Consider the following 15,858-nt stretch of genomic DNA (forward strand, 5'->3'; position numbering starts at 1 on the left):
AGGTCATCCCTTCAACCGACAGCACGACCGTCGACTGAGCGGCTAGCACGACTTGCGCCGCCAACAGCAGAATGAGCGTAGCGACCCAGAATCCGTGTCTGCGCATCATCGCATCACCTCCCGCCCATGCCCTTCATGTCATGACCGGCGGCGCCGTGCCCACCTGTGTCACTCAGGCGGACCAGGATGTCAGAGGCCATTTCGGGGAACCGATCGAGCAGAACAGCCGTCACCACGACAAGGCTAGCCAGCCCCAACAGAGCCAAGGTAGTCCTGCCCCCCACCATGCGGCAGGCGAGCGCTTCGCACCGACGACGCTCCAGGATGTAGAGGGCGAAGCCCGCCACCACGCCAAGGATTCCCGTTGGGATAAAGATCCATCGGTATTGCATGGTCACCGCCATGAATGCGCCGCTTCCGAGGCCGAGGACGATGACGGTCAGCGGCAAGAGACAGCAGAGCGATGACAGCAGGGCGCCAGCCCAGGCGGCCACACCCGCGCCCAGCGAGCCAAGTTTCATGGTTTTCTCCTCCGGACCTGTCTGTACCGGTACAGGGCGAACCCGGTGAAACCGATGAGCAGAGGAAGCACGACCAGATCCAGGCGGCCCGTGAGCGCACCGAGGCCAAGTGCCCCCAGCAGCAGCACCAGCGCCGGGGTGAGGCAGGCCAGGCAGGTCAGCGCCGCGCCGATTACACCGAGGAGCAACCAGCGATCACGCCACATCGCTCCTCCTAGAGCGCCTCTGCGGCGTAGGCCCCGTATTCAAAGGTGAGCCGATAGCGCCGCCCGCAGCACTCGATCACGTCTCCCGCCTTGGCATCTTCCGACAGTGTCATCACCTCGTCGCAGCCCGGACAGCTCACCCGATACGCGAGGGTGGCAGACCACTGCCCTCCCTCATCCCTGATACGCAGGGCGTGGCCCGCGCAGTTCGGACAATCGAGCAGGTCCCCGGATGTGATTCCAGGGGGCAGCTCGATCTCTTCCCCGCAATCGGGGCATCGGACCTTCATCGCGATTAGAGCCCCAAGAGACGCTTCAGCCGCCCCCGGTCGAATCCGACGATCACTTCGTCGTCGACCGTGATGACGGGCACGGCCATGCGGCCGGTCTTGGCGACCAGTTCCTCCCGAGCCGTCGCGTCCTCCGCGACGTTCTTCGCGACAAAAGCAATCCCCTGAGACGAAAGAAACTCTTTCGCCGCGTGGCAGGACTGTCAGGTGGTCGCCCAGTAGACCGTGATCTGCTGGTTCGTCATGGCTTCTGGCCCCTCAGGAGCCCTCCAAAGACCCGCTCGCCGAGCTTGAAGGCCTCGGACACCGGAGTCCCCGCGCCTTCCATCGTGGGATTGGCCTCCCACCACGCCCTCATATGCTCTTCCGACCGGAAGAAGTTGAGGGCCGTTCAGGTTGTCGTCGAGGCTCGCCGCTCGCCGTCGCACCGTTTCCCCGCCCAGACCATGACCCCTTCGGCGTCCGGCCCCGGCCCGAATGGATCGGCCGACAACTCAAGGGTCTCCCCGCAATGATGGCAGCGCGATCGGATGCGCACCGACTCCCCGAGCATCGGCGCCACTCCCAACGCGTCGATCGCGCAGCAGACGTAGCGGTCTCCGCGTCCCGACAGATGGACGACAAAGGATGTGGGGGTGGCCGAAAAGGGATACGCCAAGTCCACGCGACCATCGCGGATTTGGATCAGGTCGTCCTCGTCCCGCCTCGTCAGGGCCGCTCGAATATCGTCCGGGGCCCGCTCGGGGAAGGCCCGGATGATCTCCTCAACCACGATCGGGTCGGGCCGCTCGACGAAAGCTCGCAGAATAGCCTGTAAAACTTCGGCTTCCCGCGCCACGCGCCGTGTGGTCCATCGCGCTTCCAGCGCCGGATCCGCCAGCTCTGCCGCGCTCTTGATCTGGAATGTCATGGGCATCCCCCTCCAAGGCCGTCGGTGACCGTCTCGAACCCCTGGCATAACGGTACAGTCTGTAGTAACTACAGACTCAAGCACTTTCTTCGAGGGGGTGGAACCAGGCATGAACGCCAGATCAGATGGGTTACCAATCGGAGCCCTGTCCAAACAGACGGGCTGCAACATCGAGACCATCCGCTACTACGAGAAGGCCGGCCTCCTACCCACCCCCGCAAGGAGTCCCGCGGGCTATCGGCGATACGGCAGCACTCATCTCAAACGCCTCACCTTCATCCGCCGCGCCCGGGCGCTCGGCTTTTCCATCGAAGAGGTCCGGAAGCTCCTCAAGCTCGCCGATGAACGCAAACGGCCGTGCGCCGAGGTCCGGGTCGTGGCCGGCGTGCACCTGAAGGATGTCCAAGCCAAAATCGCAGACCTTCGAGCCATGGAGCGCGTCCTCCGGGAGACCGTCGCCAAGTGCGCGAGCGGCAGGAGCCCCGACTGTCCGCTCATCGAGTCTTTGTCTCGCGAGGGCCCAGACAATCCCTCCACGTTAACGGCGAGCCATGTGCGGGCGCAGAGGAAGGCGTCAGAACGAAGCGCCCGGGATTGAAACGCGACTTTCAGTCCCCTAGGACGAGTGTGAAAGTCGCCCATCCCGAGACTGCACGGGCGGCCAGCCGCTCACCGGCGGCAGCGACACGGCCGCCGCCGGTGAGCACGTCTTGCCTATCGCGGCTGGGGGACGATCCGGATGTACGGTTTCGGCGCCTTCCAGCCCCCCGGGTACGCCTGCTTGGCGTCGGCATCGGAGACTGCCGGCACGATGATGACGTCCTCCCCCGGCTTCCAGTTCACGGGGGTAGCCACCTTGTGCTTCGCCGTCAGCTGGCAGGAATCCAGGAGCCGCAGCACTTCGTCGAAATTGCGGCCGGTGCTCATCGGATAGGTCAGCATCGCCTTGACCTTCTTGTCCGGCCCGATGACGAACACCGAGCGCACGGTCGCGTTGTCGGCCGCGGTGCGGCCCTGCGCAGTGGTGCCGGAGTCCTCCGGCAGCATGTCGTAGGCCTTCGCCACCTTCAGCTCGGAGTCGCCGATCAACGGGTAGGTGACGGCGTGCCCCTGCGTCTCTTCGATGTCCTTGGACCACTTCTGGTGATCGGGGACCGAATCTACACTGAGGCCGATGATCTTGCAGTTGCGTTTCTCGAACTCGGGCTTCAGCCCCGCCATGTACCCGAGCTCGGTCGTGCAGACCGGGGTGAAGTTCTTCGGATGCGAGAACAGGATGGCCCAGCCATTGCCGATCCACTCGTGGAAATTGATCCGGCCTTGCGTGCTCTCCGCCGTAAAGTTGGGAGCTTCACTGTTGATTCTCAGCGCCATGACGCACCTCCGCATCGTGTGAACCGTTCGTACGCGAGCTACCCGTGGAAGAACTGGGGCCATCACCTCCTGCCGCCGTCGCGTGACCACAGGCCCCCATTAAGTACCTCCGGGCTCCCCACGCGTCAAGTTCCGGCCGGGTATACCATGGGTCACGCGATGCTGCGGGGGCGACCCGGGGAGGGTTTATGTTTCAGCCGAACGAGCGGGTGACGGTAGACCTGTCCGGCCTCGTCATCCAGGGCGTCTCGTTCAGCCAGAACGTGCAGAAGGCCCTCGGGACGATCCTGCAGCAGGTATCCACGGACCCGTCCATCTACAAGGTCGAGCTCCTGTTCAGCTTCAAGGGCATCAAGCGGGTGGAGGTGCCGGAGGGGCGGATCCACCGAAGCTGACCGTGAGCTTGCTTCAGAGGAGCGCAAGAACCGTCATGCCCTGGGACAAACGCATCGAGCCGTTCCTGGACCGCTACCCGGCGCTCCGCGCCATCGGCAACACCCCGCTCGTCCCGGTGCACATCTTCGGCGCCGACCTGCCCGGCGTCGAGGTCTTCGCGAAGATGGAGTGCCTCAACCCGGGCGGCTCGCTCAAGGACCGCCCCGTCCTGCGCATGCTGCTTCCAGCGCTGGCGGATGGGCGGCTGCTGCCAGGGAAGATCATCCTGGACAGCTCATCGGGCAACGCCGGCATCGCATACGCGATGGTGGGGCGGATCATCGGCTACCCCGTCGAAATCGTCATTCCGGACAATGCCAGCGCAGAGCGCAAGAAGCGGATGCTGGCGCACGGCGCGCACCTGGTCTACACGGACGCGCTGAAGGGCTACGATGAAGCGTTGCGCGAGGTGCACCGCCGCCACGAAGCCGACGCCCAGCGCTATTTCTTCTGCGATCAGTACAGCAACGAGGATAACTGGCGCGCCCACTACGAGACGACGGCTGTCGAAATCCTGGACCAGACCGACGGCAGGCTCACGCACGTCATGGCAGGCGTCGGGACCGGAGGGACGGTGACGGGGTTGGGGAGACGCTTGAAGGAGCACGACCCCAAAATCCGCGTGATCTGCGTGCTCCCGGAGGTGTTTCCCGGGATCGAAGGCCTCAAGCCGCTCGGGGGTCCCGAGGATATCGTCCCCGCGATCCTGGACGAGGCGGTCATCGATGAGCGGATTCCCGTCACCAGCGATGACGCCTACAAGATGTGTGGGAGACTAGCCCGCGCGGGCTTTTTCGTCGGCCAGTCCTCCGGGGCCTACATGGTCGGGGTCGAACGCATCGCCCGTCGCGAGCGAGCGGGACGCTTCGTGACGCTGTTCAACGATCTCGGGGAGCGCTACTTCTCGACTCGGCTCTGGGACTAGCCGAGGCCGCGCCCGTCGCGTCCTTCCAGCGATGGAACTCGCGCACGCATGTCTCGGGATCGCCCAGGATGAGCCGATCGGGGGCGAGAATCGTCAACGAGAACTCCGTGCCCGGCGGGCTATTACGGCACTCCGCTAACCGGTTCTTCCAGTGGTAGCGCGTAAGTACCATAAGGCCTGTTCTCGCTCATGACCGGCCTGGTCCCAGGCCTTTTCCTTGGCGCAGTAAACGTTGGCGGCTGAAACGCGACTTTCAGTCCCCAGCACCGAGAACTGGAGTCGTTCGGCACCGTTGGTTCAAATCACGGGCCTGCAATTACCGAAATCGAACAACCTGACCTTCGGGGATGACCTCGTCTGAGGCTGGTGTCCTAGCGAGTTCGGTCCACGAATGCGCCGACGCGATCTCGTACCGGTCCATCCTCATCGTGGCCTCCTTCGGACCCCTACGCCGACGCCGCAGGGCGCCCATCTTCGTGGAGCGTCAGCACCTGCTCTCCTGCCCGGAGGGTGGCGGACCAGCTGATGGTGATGGCGTCCTTGACACTCTGATGGGCCGGGCAGCCCTGTGGGTGGACCTCCAGCGCCCGCTCGGTTGCCTCCCGCGCCTCCGCAGGGACCGTGAGGTCGTAGTGCACGTGGATCGCCGTGATACGGATCGTCTTGCCGATGCCGGAGATCCGCCCCTCGGCGGTCGCCGTGTAGGAGTCTCGATCAAACGCGATGTTGCGCCCTGCCAGGGCGCCGCGCAGTGTGCCGTACATTCACCCCGCGACGGCCGCCACAATGTGGTCGAGAGTCGAGGCGATCGGGGGACCTTCCGTGGCCCCGTAGTATTCCCGGAGGGTGCCCTGCACGCCGTAGACCACCGGCTCCGGGACCTCTCCAAGGTAGGCACGGCGGTAGCCGTCGCGGTATTCGAGCCTGGCGCGTGACGTGTATTCAAAGTCGTCGGCCATGGGACCCTCCTGTCGAGTGAAGCACCTCAGCGTTGCCGGGACAGCGCCCGCACCGCCTCGAGCGTGTCCTCCGGCTCGGGGCGGGTGGTGTAGTCTGGGTCGCTCTCGGCGGCCCGAATGATGCCCTGCGGATCGATGACGAAGCGAGCTGGGATCGGCAGCGTCCACGAGGCGTCCCCGTTGAACTTCTCGAGATCCAGCGGGAACGTGCCGTAGACCTGACGCAGATACGCCGGCAGCTCGAAGCGCAGCCCGAATTTCGTGGCGACCTCGTTGCCACGATCAGTCAGGATGTCAAACGTCAGCTGACGTGTCCGGCTCAGCTCCCGGTTGTGCTCAGGCAATTGCGGAGAAATCGCCACGAGGGTGGCCCCCAGCCTCGCGAGTTCCGGCAGGATCGCTTGTAGAGCCACCAGCTCTACATTGCAATAGGGTCACCACCGGCCGCGGTAGAAGGTGACGATGAGCGGCCCCTTGGCGAGGAGGGCGCGGGAGTCAATCGGCTGCTCGGCGGAATTGGGCAACACAAATTCTGGGGCCTTATCGCCCACCTTGAGGACCCGGTCAGCTGCCCCTGAGGCCCGAAGCTCCTCCACCGCCCGGTGCATGGTCGCCACCACATCGGCCGGGCGCCCGGATTCGAGGCGTGTCTGTAGCGCTTTGAGCTCTGCTTTCAGGGACATAGGCTGATCCTCTCCGCGACTGCGTCAAGATGCCACGCGATGCTTCAGCCCCAGCCCCTCGACACCATGGTGCGAAGGCAGGGGTCCCGATTCGATTCAGTCTGTCTGGAATTAGATGCATGGCCGGCTGCCTGCGATTCGGCGGCGGGTGCCCGGTCCGGCAGGAAGGGTATCGACAGGCCGGCGATCGTTGCCCGGGCCGGGGGTGGTCCGGCCCGCAGGCTCCGCCCAGGGGAGCGGCTTCTCGGGCAGGCGCCAACCCGTGCCGAGGCACTCCAGCCCGCCGGGTCCCTGCCGTACCAGGTCTCGGCCGATCGAGATAAATCTGCCATCGTTGTGACAACTGCCGACCGCTCAGGGCACACGATGGACTCCGAGTCAGAGCATTTCACCTTCCCTGGAGGAGGCCCCTTATGCGGCGGTGGACGATGCTGGTGGTTGCGCTGGTATTGGTGATGGCGTTCGGAACGGGCGGCTGCGCTCAGACGCCGAGCGGCAGCGGAGACATGATGGATAAGGACAAGATGATGGACAAGAAGGACGACAAGATGATGGACAAGAAGTAATAGGTTGGGTTCCAGGGGCTCCTGACACCCCATGACCTGCTCCCGCTGAATGCGCAGCGAGCGTCGGGGACAGCTCCGGCGCTCGCGCGGGGCATGTCACACGTCGACCGTATTTTCAAGACAACTGCTAGAACGAAGGGATTGGACACGCTCAATCCCCTCGCCTTCGAGGCTGACTTGGTCTAAACGGTAGCGCGGGCCTGCAAGCATCGATATCGAACAAGTTGACCTTGGCGGTGGAGATCATTTGCTCAACCTCAGCAGGGCCGGGGCCCGAGCCAGCGGCGGAGCAGGTGGTCCGCCGAAATCGCTCCTGCACCTCGCGTCAACAGGAAGAGCAGGATGGAACCCCAGACCAGGTGCTCGTGCCACGCCTGTGGGTAGACGAAGAGCTGGATGGTGACAATCTGTCCGAGCAGGGGGAGCGTGGCCAGTCGGGTGGCGAGCCCGGCAATGAGGAGGGATGAGCAGCCAAGCTCGAACGTGGTGGCCAGCATCGTCGCGATGACCGGCGGGAGCAGCGGAACCTTGTACTCGTCCTGGAACAACGCGATCGTGGACTCCCAGCTGGCAAGCTTGAGCAGACCGGCCGGCATGAACACGCTGGCGATGGCCAAGCGGAACAGAAGCTGGTGCACGGAGGGCGGCACGCGCCCGAGCAGATCGGTCACCGTTTCGCCCAGCTTGCGTAACGCCGGAGCGGCCTGGGCGTCCGGGGTACCGTCAGCCATCAACCGTGCTCCGGACCCTTTGACGAGACTTCATAGTCGACCGGCAGCTGCTCGGCGAACAGGTTCCGCAATGCCGGCGGGAGATCGAACGCGCCATTTGTCTCGAGAGCTGCCTCGGCCGCCTCAGCGAGACAATCGCCGCGGCTGAGCGCGCGGCGGAACACATATATCGCTGGATCGAGCGGGCGGAACACGGCATGGTCCCCCATCCGCCGCACCTCCAGACTCACGCCACCTGAGCCCAGATCCACCGTGGCGTCGGGGTCGCCCTCCGGCTGGTTGACCCGCCAGATCTGGTCGATGGGCCAGGGCGAGCGTAGCAGCGAGAGCGACGGATCAAGGCGAAGGGTCAGGCCTGGCAGATCCTCCACGGGCAGCTGGGAGAGCACCACCGGATCGAGCGCCGCGGATTGTTCAGCATGCGTGGCTGTGTTCAGCGCCCATTCGAGCCGCGCCACATCACGCAGGTACTGCAAGTGCCGGCAGGGCTCGAAGTCGGCGAGGAATGCTGGGAACGAGCTTCCGTACTCGAACAGGCAGGGCCCGGCCGGCGGGTGGGCGCGGATATATTGATCCGCCGCATAGCCGAAGAACCGCTCATGGACGAGACGGCAGACCACTGGATAGGTCGCCTGGAGCGCCGCCGTGAGCGTCGTGAACACATGATGCCGGTAGATATCAAGCCGTGCCTGGGGCCTTAGGCCGTCTGCCAGGATCTGCGCCGCAGCCGACTCCGTTGGGCCGCCAAGAAGGGCTTCCAGGAATGCGGCCTGCAGCTCACGCAGTGGCGGCATGAGGCGTCCCTGGGAGCGCCCTGTACAAGAGTCCATCGGCGACGCACGCTTCGGCGAGGAGGACATCCAGAGCCGGGATGGCAGTGTCCCATTCCACAAGGGTGGCTACCGGGCCGAGATGCGCCAAGGCATGGGCGTAGAGCTTCCAAACCTCGGGCGAGACCCGCGAGCCATGGTCGTCGATGAGGATGGTGAGCCCGTCGGCGTCATTGCGCGCGTGGCCGGCCACATGGATCTCATGCACGGACTCCCGCGGCAGAGCGTCCACGTAGGCCACGGCATCGAAACCCAGGTTGTGGGCCGAGACGTAGATATTGTTCACGTCGCAGAGCAGTCCACAACCGGTCTGCTGGGCCACCTCGATCAGGAACTCGGGCTCCGGGATGGGTGAATGCCGAAAGCGGAGATAGCTCGACGGGTTCTCAACCAGGATCTGCCGACCGAGCGCGACCTGTACGTGGTCAATGTGACGGCACACCAGTTCGAGGCTCTCCTCGGTATATGGCATCGGAAGAAGATGGTTCAGGTAGACGCCGCCCGTGATGCTCCACGACAGGTGCTCCGACACCAGGGCGGGCTCGACGCGCCCGACCAGGGTTGCGAGGCGCTTCAGGTGGCGTGCGTCCAGGCCATCCGCGCTGCCGAGCGAGAGCCCAACGCCGTGGAGGGAGACTGGATAGTCGCGACGGACCTGATCGAGGTCCCGCAGCGTCGGACCACCTCCCAGATAGTTCTCCGCATGCACCTCAAGCCAGGCGATGGGCGGGCGAGTGGTGATGACCTCCTGGACGTGGGGCGCGCGCAACCCGATGCCGGCCGCCGCCGGCGCGCCAGCTGTGTCTGCATCGCCTCCGGTCATCCCGCCACTCGCCCACCCATCGCCTAGTGCTCCCTCGCCCCTACGCCCTCTTGGGCTGCAGGCTGCCGTCCACGAGCTTCTCGCAGGTGCCCTTGGGGACGTACACCCAGGCATCGCCCTGCTTGTCCCGCTTGGACGTGCCCGCGCAGGACGAATTGGCCGTCTGGCAGTCGTTCTTGGCTGCCCGCGCGATGCTAAAGCACTTTTCGTGCTCGAACTTCGGCACCGGCGCCGGGCCGGCCTGCGCGCTGGTGAACAGCGGCACGGAGAATGCGGCGGCGACGGCAGTCGTGATGAGCACACGGGTCGTCTTCATCTGGTCTGTCCTCCTGGTCATGGGTGGATGGGAGTGTCCGATCGCGGACGCCTCAACTCGGTTCTCTAACACCGACAGCCGGCCGATTATTCCCATGCACCCCACCGAATCGCGGGCCTTCCCAGAATCCAGGGAATACAACAGCCGGTATCGGGGTTTACCATGTGGAGGTTCGCCCAGGGGGATCTATGCTCAGGTGGGTCAGAGGGCGCGGGCACGCGCCGGAATTCGAGGAGGTGGCGCTGGTCCACCTGGACCTTCTGTACCGCATGGCGCTCCGCCTCACCCACAACCGGTCAGAGGCCGAGGACTTGGTCCAGGAAACGTGGCTCCGGGCCCTCCGGCACTTCGACCAGTTCGATCCCGGGAGCAATTGCCGGGCCTGGCTGGTGACCATCCTGCGCAATGCCTTCTTGAACAAACTCCGCCGGGAGGGCCGTGAGCGCCTGGAGAGCGAGGCCGCTGGCGAGAGCGCCGGGTCGGCGACCTTCGAGGACTCGGCCGTGGAGCGGTCGACGCCCGAGGAGGAGTTCCTTCAGACAGTGTTCCACGGCGACGTCGAGCGCGCGCTCAAGACCCTGTCTGAGGCGTCTCGGCAGGTGATCATGCTGGCCGACCTCGAGGGCTTCACGTACAGGGAGATCGCCCAGGTCCTGAGCTGCCCGATCGGCACGGTGATGTCACGGCTGTCCCGCGCCCGGCAGCTGCTCCGGAAGGAGCTTCGGGCGCTGGCCCGTGAGCACGGCTACAGCGAGGAATCGCGATGACCTGCCGGGAGTTCGAACCAATGTTGCACGCCTTCGTGGACGGTGAGCTGGACGTCGAGACCACGACGGCGGCGCAGGCTCATGTCTCGTCCTGCCCCGAATGTCACGGACGGGCGGATGGGGAGCGTCGCTTCCGTGTCCTGCTGCGCCAGCAGCCCCACGACGTGGCGCCGCCGGAGCTCCGGGCGCGCCTACTCGCGGTGGCTCGCCGTGAGCGTCGGCGGGCGGCTTTGCGCGTCTGGCTGGGCGTGCCGGCCTTTGCCACCGCGGCCGTCCTGCTGGCGGCAATCCTCATCACCCGCGCAATGCCACCGGGTCCGAGTGCCCCCAGATTCGTTGACACGCTCGTGGACAAGCACCTCGCCTATGCGCAGATCGAAAGTCCGGCCGAGTTCACGTCGAGCGAGCCCGGCAGGGTGGCGGCGTGGGTCCGGGATCGGATCGGGATGCGTGTCCCGGTGCCCGACTATTCCCATGCAGGTATCCGTCTGGTCGGGGCGCGCATCTCGGAGGAGGGCGAACAGAAGCTCGCCTACCTGCTCTATGAGAAGGGGCACATGCTGATGTCGGTCTTCATGCTTCCCGACGCGGCGGAGGCACAGACCCTGCCCGGGAAGGCGGTGAGCTACCGCGGACACGAGTATCTGACCCGCGAGCGCAAGAGCCTCCGGACCGTGTCCTGGCGCGACGGGAAGGCGGTCTTTAGCCTGGTCTCGATGCTCGACTACGACGCCCTGCTCGAATGCGCGGATCGCCTTCGTGTCGAGCGAGCCCGCGAGGCCCAACTGTAAGAGGTGGAGATCCATTGCGACTTGGCCATTGAAGACAAGTCGAATAGTCGACCTGGGCGCAAACATCCGCATCATCGTCGAAGCTCTGGGGCAGGAGGCCCTGGAATCGACAGAGCTACATGGCCCACTGCAAAACGCCGAAATAAGTGCATTACATCACGCGGGCCGGAACTTCCCAGAAACAGTCAGCCCCACGCGCATGCCAGCAAGAGACAGCGACTTCCGAAGCCGGCCAACCGCGGCATAGCCGTACGGGAACTCCGAGAGCTCGGAAGGCATGAGGTCTGACGTCGCCGCTCGAGCGCGCGGTTTGAGATCCTGACCCTACGGGCCCAACCCTTGACGCGTTTCCGGCGTAGAGGCCTGCTCAATCCTTCGAGCTGGCTTTTGCAAGGGATTGCCAATCGACAGGGCTTGTCTTCATTGGCCGGACGAGAGGATGGGGGCTGAGACGGAGCGCACTAGGGCCTTAGTCCGAACCCGTGTTCCGTCGAGGACCCGACGCGGCCTTACCGCTCGCCTCGAGTGGGTGGTTCCACGTGAGCCGGGCGGTCAGTCGGTGCCGTGGCCGGGCCGGGATGATTGGCGCGGGGTTCCTCTCGCGCACGCCTGCTCGCGCCGTTCTGGGTGACGGGAGGCGGCGGGGGTGGCGGCGGCGTCTGACGTGACGCCATGCCCTCCTGCGTCGACCGCGCAGCGGCGATGGCGCCTGCTGGGCCACGCTCAGGGGTCGCAACTACTCGTTTGTCCTTTCGTGGCTCAGACCCCGCCCCTGTGGGGGCGTCGGAATGCACCGCATCGCGGGGTTGAGGCGGCGTCACCTTTGACGAGCCGGGCGTTGGAGGCGGTGATGCCCGCTCTGCCGTGCTGCCCTTCTTCTCGACTGGTCCGGGAACGGTGGGGCCGGCAACCGCAGGCGCCGCGCTCGGAGTACGAGCCGGGCCGGCTCCGGGTGCGACAGCAGCATTCGGAGAAGGAGGCGCAGACCGAGGCGAGGGCACACCCGACCCTGTGGGGAAATCAGAGCGCATCGTGTCGCGGGACTGAGTCGGCGCAGCCTTTGGTGAACCCGATGGTGGGACTGGCGACGCCTGCTCCGCCGCGCTCCCCTTCTTCTCTAGAGGCCCGCGAACGGTGGGACCGGCAACGCCAAGTGCCCCGCTCGGAGTCCGAGCCGGACTGGCTCCTGGTGCGACCGCAGCATTCGTGGAAGGAGGTGCAGACCGAGGCGAGGGCACTAGTCGGGGCGGCGCTGTTGGCGCGACCGCCGGCGTCGCGGCAAGACCCTGGGCCTGCAGCGCCGGCCGGAGATCGTGAGGCGCACGCGTCGCCACCACCGGGCGCGCCTGGATGGCCGCCGGTGGCGGAGCCGCAGAGCCGGTCGCCGGCTGCACGCTGGCCGCGATCGGCCGGACCGCGAGCGCGCCGCGCACCGGCGTGAGCTGCTGCGCCTGCGCTTGACTGATCCGCGTCGGCTGCACCTGGCCCTGGCCGAAGCGCTCGGCGGGCACGCCCACCACGGCGTTGGTCACCTGCACGTTCCGGTACACCGTGATGTTGGTCACGTTGATGTTCGTGGTGCGGTTGACGACGACGTTGTTGACGACGCGCGGGCCGCCCCAGCCGCCCCACCAGGCCACGCCGACGAAGCCAGGCCGCCCCCACCACGGGAACACCGGCTCGCCCCAGCCGAGCGGCGCCCAGTAGAGCGGCCGACCCACGGTCACCGCGCCGCCGCCGCCGAGGAAGACGACAAGCGCCGGGGCGTAGGCAGGGCGGACGACGACCGGCCCGGGGGCCCAGGCCCAGTAGTTGCCAAGGAAAACCCAGCGGCCGTAGTGATAGGGCGCCCAGCCCCACGGCGCATCATCGAGCCACGTCCATCCGAAGCGCGGGTCCCAAATCCAGCGGCCTGTGCTGTACGGCACCCAGTCCGGAGACACACCGGCGGGTACCCACACCGACCCGTACGTCTCGACCGGGCGCCAGCTCCCGTACTGATTGAGTGCCTCCCCTCCGTACACGGCAGGCGAGACGTAGCGCGTGCTCGCGGGCTGGAGGAGATAGTCCGTGCGCTGGTAGTTCCAGCGATCCCACGCGCTCAGCGCCGGGGCGGCAGCCATCTCCACGCGCGGCGAGTCCGTCCCGGTGATCACGACTTGCTGATTGGCCGCGACCGGTGTGGCGGCACCGCCCGCGGGAGTCACCGTGGCGCTGCCCCCGCGGTGGGTGTCGAACGCGGTGGACTCCTGGCTCACCTCGACATGGTAGTAGCCCGTGCGCTCGACGGTGAAGGCTCCGTGCGGGGTGTCGAGCTCCACCGTCTGCGCCGCCGTGAGCTCGCGCAGGTCAAGCGCGGCATGACCGGCCGTCACGCGGAACTGGACGAAGTCGGGCTCCTGGTTATCGAGGCCGACGTGCGTGCCTTCGGATGCCCGTAGGAAGGCGCGCTGCCCGACCTGGATCTCGACATTGCCGCCCTGTCCCGTATAGAGGAGGTCGCCCGGCGCCAGGGGCATGTTGACCTTGGCCGGTGTCCACTCCTGCCCGCCGGGGCGCCAGAAGGACACCTCACCGTTGAGGTAGCTCACGCGTGCCGGCGTGACGTCACTGGCCGGCGCTGGCACCGGCGCTCCGGGCGGGGCTGGAGGGGCAGCCGGAGCGGATGGGGCGGGCGGGGCAGGTGGCGGATCGACCGCCCGTGCTACCCCCGGGCCGCTCATCATGATCAGTGCCAGAAGCGCTGCAACGACTCGTCGTGGGATCATGGCTGACTCCTGTCTGTCCCGGGAGCGGCTATGGCCGGTCGGTCACGGCGCAGGCCGCAATCTCCTCGAGGACACTCTGCCTATCTGACGCAACAACGCGGTCGGGTATTTACCCGGATTTCCGATATCACGGGTGAACGCAGCGGGGTATCATGGCGCAGTTGCCGCTAAAAGACGCGGCCCCCGAGGCTCCTGGCTGGTTCGGAGGGCTCCACCCGATGGGTGACGCGACATCTGGCCTGTGTCGCCTCTCGTTCAACGCCCAGCTCCGTGTCGAGTTCCATCGTGCGACGGTGACCTCCGACGCCGGGCTGCTGTGGCCACGCGAGGTGGCCGAGCGGCTCGGCTTGGGCGCGCTGATCGAGCGACCACCTCGGTAGAGGAATTCGACAAGAAGGTGCTGCGCGAGCGCTTCAAGGGCTGGAAACCGAAGCCGTAGCGAGCCGTTCACCCATCACAGAGAAAGGAGATCGCTATGTGCTTCTTCGACACCTCCTCGCTCTCTCACGTGCCTGCAGGAGTCTCGCGACGCCAGTTCCTAGGCGGCGGGCTGGCCGCAGGAGTAGCCGGCACCGCGCTGGGCTTGGGCAAGTCGCTCCTGCTCCCCGGCGTGGCTGAAGGGGCTGAGCCCGCTCCCAAGAGCGGGGGGCCCGGTTCCGCAGGCGTGAATTTCAAGTGGTTCGGCACCGACGGATGGGAGATCACCTTCGGCAACAAGACGATCCTGCTCGATCCATGGTTCAGCCGGTTCGATACGGGATTCTTCGCGGGCAAGTTCAACGCGAAGACGCCCATCAAGGTGGAAGAGGCCCTGATCGACCAGCACATCCCGAAGGCCGACCAGATCCTCATCGGCCATGGCCACTGGGATCACATGGCCGACATCCCGTACATCGCGAAGAAGACCGGAGCCCAGGTCATCGGCTCCGAGACCCACGCCAATGTGCTCCGCGCCTCCGGCGTCACGGAGGGCAAGATCGTGCAGGTCAAGGGTGGCGAAGTCATGCAGTTCGATGGGTACACCATCGAGGTCTTCCCCGGCCTCCACTCCATGGGACCCACGAAGAAGCACGCGGTCCCGGGCCACCTCTACTCCGTCCCGCCGCCCCCCACGACCGTCGGGGACATGCCCGAGGGGGACAGCCTCATCTATCTGATCACGATCGGGGGCAAGTTCAGCATCTTCCTCATGAGCACCGCCAACTTCGTCGAGCGGGCCATCGCCGGCCTCAAGCCCGACGTGGCGCTGGTGGCCTCCATCTTCGCCAACCAAATCCACAACTTCACTCCGCGGCTCCTCAAGGCGCTGAACTACCCGAAGGTGATCCTCCCCACGCATTGGGACAACTTCGAGAAGCCCTACTCGGAAGGGCCGCAGGATTTGCGGGCGATCTTCGGCGACCCGGCGAATCTCGACCTCTGGGTGAAAGAGGCGAAGCAGGTGTCGCCCAAGAGCAAGATTGTGGTGATGAAGTTCTTCGAAGCCTACGCCGCGTAGGCGCCCGCGGGGTGCAGCTCGGTCCAGCCGCTGCCGGGCTGCGCCTCTAGCGGAAGCAATTCCCCGCGAGTGCAGCCGGGCGCGGGGGCGACGACTATTCCGCGGCTCCGTAGCGGCGCGGCAGCTCCGCGATGTCGCGGCGCCCGGTCCGCGTCGCGTGCCTGAGCGCCGTCATATCCGCCCGATCCCGCGCATTGGGAACAAGTGCAGCTGTTCCCCGCTTGTATCGGTTCAAGCCAGCCGACTCTTCAGTCCTGGCTAGAAGCCGCGCCCGGAGGGGACACCCGTGGGAATCCCAGTCTGATTCCCATATTCCGAAGACATTCCTACATCGGTCCCCACCTGATTCTCTCGGATTGAGCCTGCCAGAAAGACTCTCGAGCACAAAGCAGACGACTTCGGCTGGGCTCCAGCCTCCGATGATGTCCACCTCGAAGGTCAAGCGGGTCGATTTCGGTGGTTGCG

21 protein-coding genes and 1 pseudogene are annotated in these 15,858 nt (G+C 65.8%); 8 read left to right on the plus strand and 14 right to left on the minus strand.

All coding sequences use genetic code 11. The annotated features are described in order from the left end of the window. Nucleotides 1-113: 113 nt before the first annotated feature. From VGV06_09955 to merB, 4 genes are all read right to left on the minus strand, one after another. Nucleotides 114-521 (minus strand): hypothetical protein, encoded by a 408-nt coding sequence (locus VGV06_09955; protein HEV2055480.1) that lies wholly within the window; start codon nucleotides 519-521, stop codon nucleotides 114-116. Further along, complete coding sequence (merF, locus tag VGV06_09960) at nucleotides 518-727, minus strand: mercury resistance system transport protein MerF (GenBank protein ID HEV2055481.1); 210 nt, start codon at nucleotides 725-727, stop codon at nucleotides 518-520. Before merF ends, VGV06_09955 begins: the two co-directional genes overlap by 4 nt. 295 nt (nucleotides 728-1,022) lie before the next feature. Then, nucleotides 1,023-1,262 carry a glutaredoxin domain-containing protein gene (locus VGV06_09965; protein ID HEV2055482.1) on the minus strand — a complete coding sequence of 80 codons (240 nt, stop codon included), beginning with the start codon at nucleotides 1,260-1,262 and terminating at the stop codon, nucleotides 1,023-1,025. Next, entirely contained in the window at nucleotides 1,259-2,107 is an 849-nt protein-coding gene (merB, locus tag VGV06_09970; GenBank protein ID HEV2055483.1) for an organomercurial lyase, read from the minus strand. Before merB ends, VGV06_09965 begins: the two co-directional genes overlap by 4 nt. Here merB and VGV06_09975 point away from each other — a divergent pair. After that, the gene (locus VGV06_09975) at nucleotides 2,037-2,525 is read left to right on the plus strand and encodes a helix-turn-helix domain-containing protein (GenBank protein HEV2055484.1); all 489 of its coding nucleotides are present in this window, start codon (nucleotides 2,037-2,039) and stop codon (nucleotides 2,523-2,525) included. The two genes, merB and VGV06_09975, sit on opposite strands and share 71 nt — an antisense overlap. Before the next feature lie 116 nt (nucleotides 2,526-2,641). On the opposite strand, the gene VGV06_09980 is transcribed toward VGV06_09975, so the two are convergent. Next, on the minus strand, nucleotides 2,642-3,301 hold the full coding sequence (locus tag VGV06_09980) for a peroxiredoxin (protein ID HEV2055485.1): 660 nt from the start codon (nucleotides 3,299-3,301) through the stop codon (nucleotides 2,642-2,644). Nucleotides 3,302-3,489: 188 nt separating this feature from the next. Between VGV06_09980 and VGV06_09985 the strand changes: the two genes are divergently transcribed. Together VGV06_09985 and VGV06_09990 are read left to right on the plus strand one after the other, a co-directional pair. Next, nucleotides 3,490-3,696: a hypothetical protein gene (locus VGV06_09985; GenBank protein ID HEV2055486.1), complete on the plus strand. Its 207-nt coding sequence runs from the start codon at nucleotides 3,490-3,492 to the stop codon at nucleotides 3,694-3,696. 35 nt (nucleotides 3,697-3,731) lie between these two features. Further along, nucleotides 3,732-4,661, plus strand: a complete 930-nt coding sequence (locus tag VGV06_09990; protein ID HEV2055487.1) for a cysteine synthase family protein — start codon at nucleotides 3,732-3,734, stop codon at nucleotides 4,659-4,661. 446 nt (nucleotides 4,662-5,107) lie between these two features. Here VGV06_09990 and VGV06_09995 read toward each other — a convergent pair whose 3' ends face one another. The 4 genes and pseudogenes from VGV06_09995 to VGV06_10010 form a co-directional block, all read right to left on the minus strand. After that, entirely contained in the window at nucleotides 5,108-5,425 is a 318-nt protein-coding gene (locus VGV06_09995) for an OsmC family protein (GenBank protein HEV2055488.1), read from the minus strand. Further along, on the minus strand, nucleotides 5,426-5,620 hold the full coding sequence (locus VGV06_10000) for a hypothetical protein (GenBank protein ID HEV2055489.1): 195 nt from the start codon (nucleotides 5,618-5,620) through the stop codon (nucleotides 5,426-5,428). A gap of 26 nt (nucleotides 5,621-5,646) precedes the next feature. Further along, a pseudogene (locus VGV06_10005) lies at nucleotides 5,647-6,042 on the minus strand (redoxin domain-containing protein). Nucleotides 6,043-6,054: 12 nt separating this feature from the next. Further along, nucleotides 6,055-6,303 (minus strand): hypothetical protein, encoded by a 249-nt coding sequence (locus VGV06_10010; protein ID HEV2055490.1) that lies wholly within the window; start codon nucleotides 6,301-6,303, stop codon nucleotides 6,055-6,057. 413 nt (nucleotides 6,304-6,716) lie between these two features. Between VGV06_10010 and VGV06_10015 the strand changes: the two genes are divergently transcribed. Further along, nucleotides 6,717-6,869: a hypothetical protein gene (locus VGV06_10015; protein HEV2055491.1), complete on the plus strand. Its 153-nt coding sequence runs from the start codon at nucleotides 6,717-6,719 to the stop codon at nucleotides 6,867-6,869. A gap of 257 nt (nucleotides 6,870-7,126) precedes the next feature. Here the strand turns inward: VGV06_10015 and VGV06_10020 are convergent, their stop codons facing one another. From VGV06_10020 to VGV06_10035, 4 genes are read right to left on the minus strand one after another with little or no spacing between them, the layout of a single operon-like run. Next, a complete protein-coding gene (locus VGV06_10020) occupies nucleotides 7,127-7,600 on the minus strand; it encodes a DoxX family protein (GenBank protein ID HEV2055492.1) in 474 nt (157 codons plus the stop codon). After that, on the minus strand, nucleotides 7,600-8,394 hold the full coding sequence (locus tag VGV06_10025) for a DNA-binding domain-containing protein (GenBank protein ID HEV2055493.1): 795 nt from the start codon (nucleotides 8,392-8,394) through the stop codon (nucleotides 7,600-7,602). The genes VGV06_10020 and VGV06_10025 overlap by 1 nt, the downstream gene beginning before the upstream one ends. Continuing rightward, a complete protein-coding gene (locus VGV06_10030; GenBank protein ID HEV2055494.1) occupies nucleotides 8,378-9,253 on the minus strand; it encodes a DUF692 domain-containing protein in 876 nt (291 codons plus the stop codon). The genes VGV06_10025 and VGV06_10030 overlap by 17 nt, the downstream gene beginning before the upstream one ends. A gap of 40 nt (nucleotides 9,254-9,293) precedes the next feature. Continuing rightward, on the minus strand, nucleotides 9,294-9,569 hold the full coding sequence (locus tag VGV06_10035; GenBank protein HEV2055495.1) for a DUF2282 domain-containing protein: 276 nt from the start codon (nucleotides 9,567-9,569) through the stop codon (nucleotides 9,294-9,296). Between the two features lie 188 nt (nucleotides 9,570-9,757). Between VGV06_10035 and VGV06_10040 the strand changes: the two genes are divergently transcribed. Then, nucleotides 9,758-10,336 (plus strand): sigma-70 family RNA polymerase sigma factor, encoded by a 579-nt coding sequence (locus tag VGV06_10040; GenBank protein ID HEV2055496.1) that lies wholly within the window; start codon nucleotides 9,758-9,760, stop codon nucleotides 10,334-10,336. Further along, nucleotides 10,333-11,127, plus strand: coding sequence for a zf-HC2 domain-containing protein (locus VGV06_10045; GenBank protein ID HEV2055497.1), 795 nt, complete (start codon nucleotides 10,333-10,335; stop codon nucleotides 11,125-11,127). Before VGV06_10040 ends, VGV06_10045 begins: the two co-directional genes overlap by 4 nt. A gap of 509 nt (nucleotides 11,128-11,636) precedes the next feature. On the opposite strand, the gene VGV06_10050 is transcribed toward VGV06_10045, so the two are convergent. Further along, nucleotides 11,637-13,754 (minus strand): DUF6600 domain-containing protein, encoded by a 2,118-nt coding sequence (locus VGV06_10050; GenBank protein HEV2055498.1) that lies wholly within the window; start codon nucleotides 13,752-13,754, stop codon nucleotides 11,637-11,639. Between the two features lie 359 nt (nucleotides 13,755-14,113). On the opposite strand from VGV06_10050, the gene VGV06_10055 reads away from it, so the two are divergent. Both VGV06_10055 and VGV06_10060 read left to right on the plus strand, forming a co-directional pair. After that, nucleotides 14,114-14,275, plus strand: a complete 162-nt coding sequence (locus VGV06_10055; protein ID HEV2055499.1) for a hypothetical protein — start codon at nucleotides 14,114-14,116, stop codon at nucleotides 14,273-14,275. 95 nt (nucleotides 14,276-14,370) lie between these two features. Continuing rightward, entirely contained in the window at nucleotides 14,371-15,393 is a 1,023-nt protein-coding gene (locus VGV06_10060; protein ID HEV2055500.1) for an MBL fold metallo-hydrolase, read from the plus strand. Nucleotides 15,394-15,858 lie beyond the last annotated feature (465 nt).

Source organism: Candidatus Methylomirabilota bacterium, from assembly GCA_035936835.1.
Lineage (GTDB): Bacteria > Methylomirabilota > Methylomirabilia > Rokubacteriales > CSP1-6 > AR37.

What these genes read in the sequence shown, in the direction of transcription:
- VGV06_09955 (HEV2055480.1), bottom strand. Translation starts at nt 521, where the DNA reads ATGAAACTTGGCTCGCTGGGCGCGGGTGTGGCCGCCTGGGCTGGCGCC.
- merF (HEV2055481.1), bottom strand. Translation starts at nt 727, where the DNA reads ATGTGGCGTGATCGCTGGTTGCTCCTCGGTGTAATCGGCGCGGCGCTG.
- VGV06_09975 (HEV2055484.1), top strand. Translation starts at nt 2,037, where the DNA reads ATGAACGCCAGATCAGATGGGTTACCAATCGGAGCCCTGTCCAAACAG.
- VGV06_09980 (HEV2055485.1), bottom strand. Translation starts at nt 3,301, where the DNA reads ATGGCGCTGAGAATCAACAGTGAAGCTCCCAACTTTACGGCGGAGAGC.
- VGV06_09985 (HEV2055486.1), top strand. Translation starts at nt 3,490, where the DNA reads ATGTTTCAGCCGAACGAGCGGGTGACGGTAGACCTGTCCGGCCTCGTC.
- VGV06_09990 (HEV2055487.1), top strand. Translation starts at nt 3,732, where the DNA reads ATGCCCTGGGACAAACGCATCGAGCCGTTCCTGGACCGCTACCCGGCG.
- VGV06_09995 (HEV2055488.1), bottom strand. Translation starts at nt 5,425, where the DNA reads ATGTACGGCACACTGCGCGGCGCCCTGGCAGGGCGCAACATCGCGTTT.
- VGV06_10000 (HEV2055489.1), bottom strand. Translation starts at nt 5,620, where the DNA reads ATGGCCGACGACTTTGAATACACGTCACGCGCCAGGCTCGAATACCGC.
- VGV06_10010 (HEV2055490.1), bottom strand. Translation starts at nt 6,303, where the DNA reads ATGTCCCTGAAAGCAGAGCTCAAAGCGCTACAGACACGCCTCGAATCC.
- VGV06_10015 (HEV2055491.1), top strand. Translation starts at nt 6,717, where the DNA reads ATGCGGCGGTGGACGATGCTGGTGGTTGCGCTGGTATTGGTGATGGCG.
- VGV06_10020 (HEV2055492.1), bottom strand. Translation starts at nt 7,600, where the DNA reads ATGGCTGACGGTACCCCGGACGCCCAGGCCGCTCCGGCGTTACGCAAG.
- VGV06_10025 (HEV2055493.1), bottom strand. Translation starts at nt 8,394, where the DNA reads ATGCCGCCACTGCGTGAGCTGCAGGCCGCATTCCTGGAAGCCCTTCTT.
- VGV06_10030 (HEV2055494.1), bottom strand. Translation starts at nt 9,253, where the DNA reads ATGACCGGAGGCGATGCAGACACAGCTGGCGCGCCGGCGGCGGCCGGC.
- VGV06_10035 (HEV2055495.1), bottom strand. Translation starts at nt 9,569, where the DNA reads ATGAAGACGACCCGTGTGCTCATCACGACTGCCGTCGCCGCCGCATTC.
- VGV06_10040 (HEV2055496.1), top strand. Translation starts at nt 9,758, where the DNA reads ATGCTCAGGTGGGTCAGAGGGCGCGGGCACGCGCCGGAATTCGAGGAG.
- VGV06_10045 (HEV2055497.1), top strand. Translation starts at nt 10,333, where the DNA reads ATGACCTGCCGGGAGTTCGAACCAATGTTGCACGCCTTCGTGGACGGT.
- VGV06_10055 (HEV2055499.1), top strand. Translation starts at nt 14,114, where the DNA reads ATGGGTGACGCGACATCTGGCCTGTGTCGCCTCTCGTTCAACGCCCAG.
- VGV06_10060 (HEV2055500.1), top strand. Translation starts at nt 14,371, where the DNA reads ATGTGCTTCTTCGACACCTCCTCGCTCTCTCACGTGCCTGCAGGAGTC.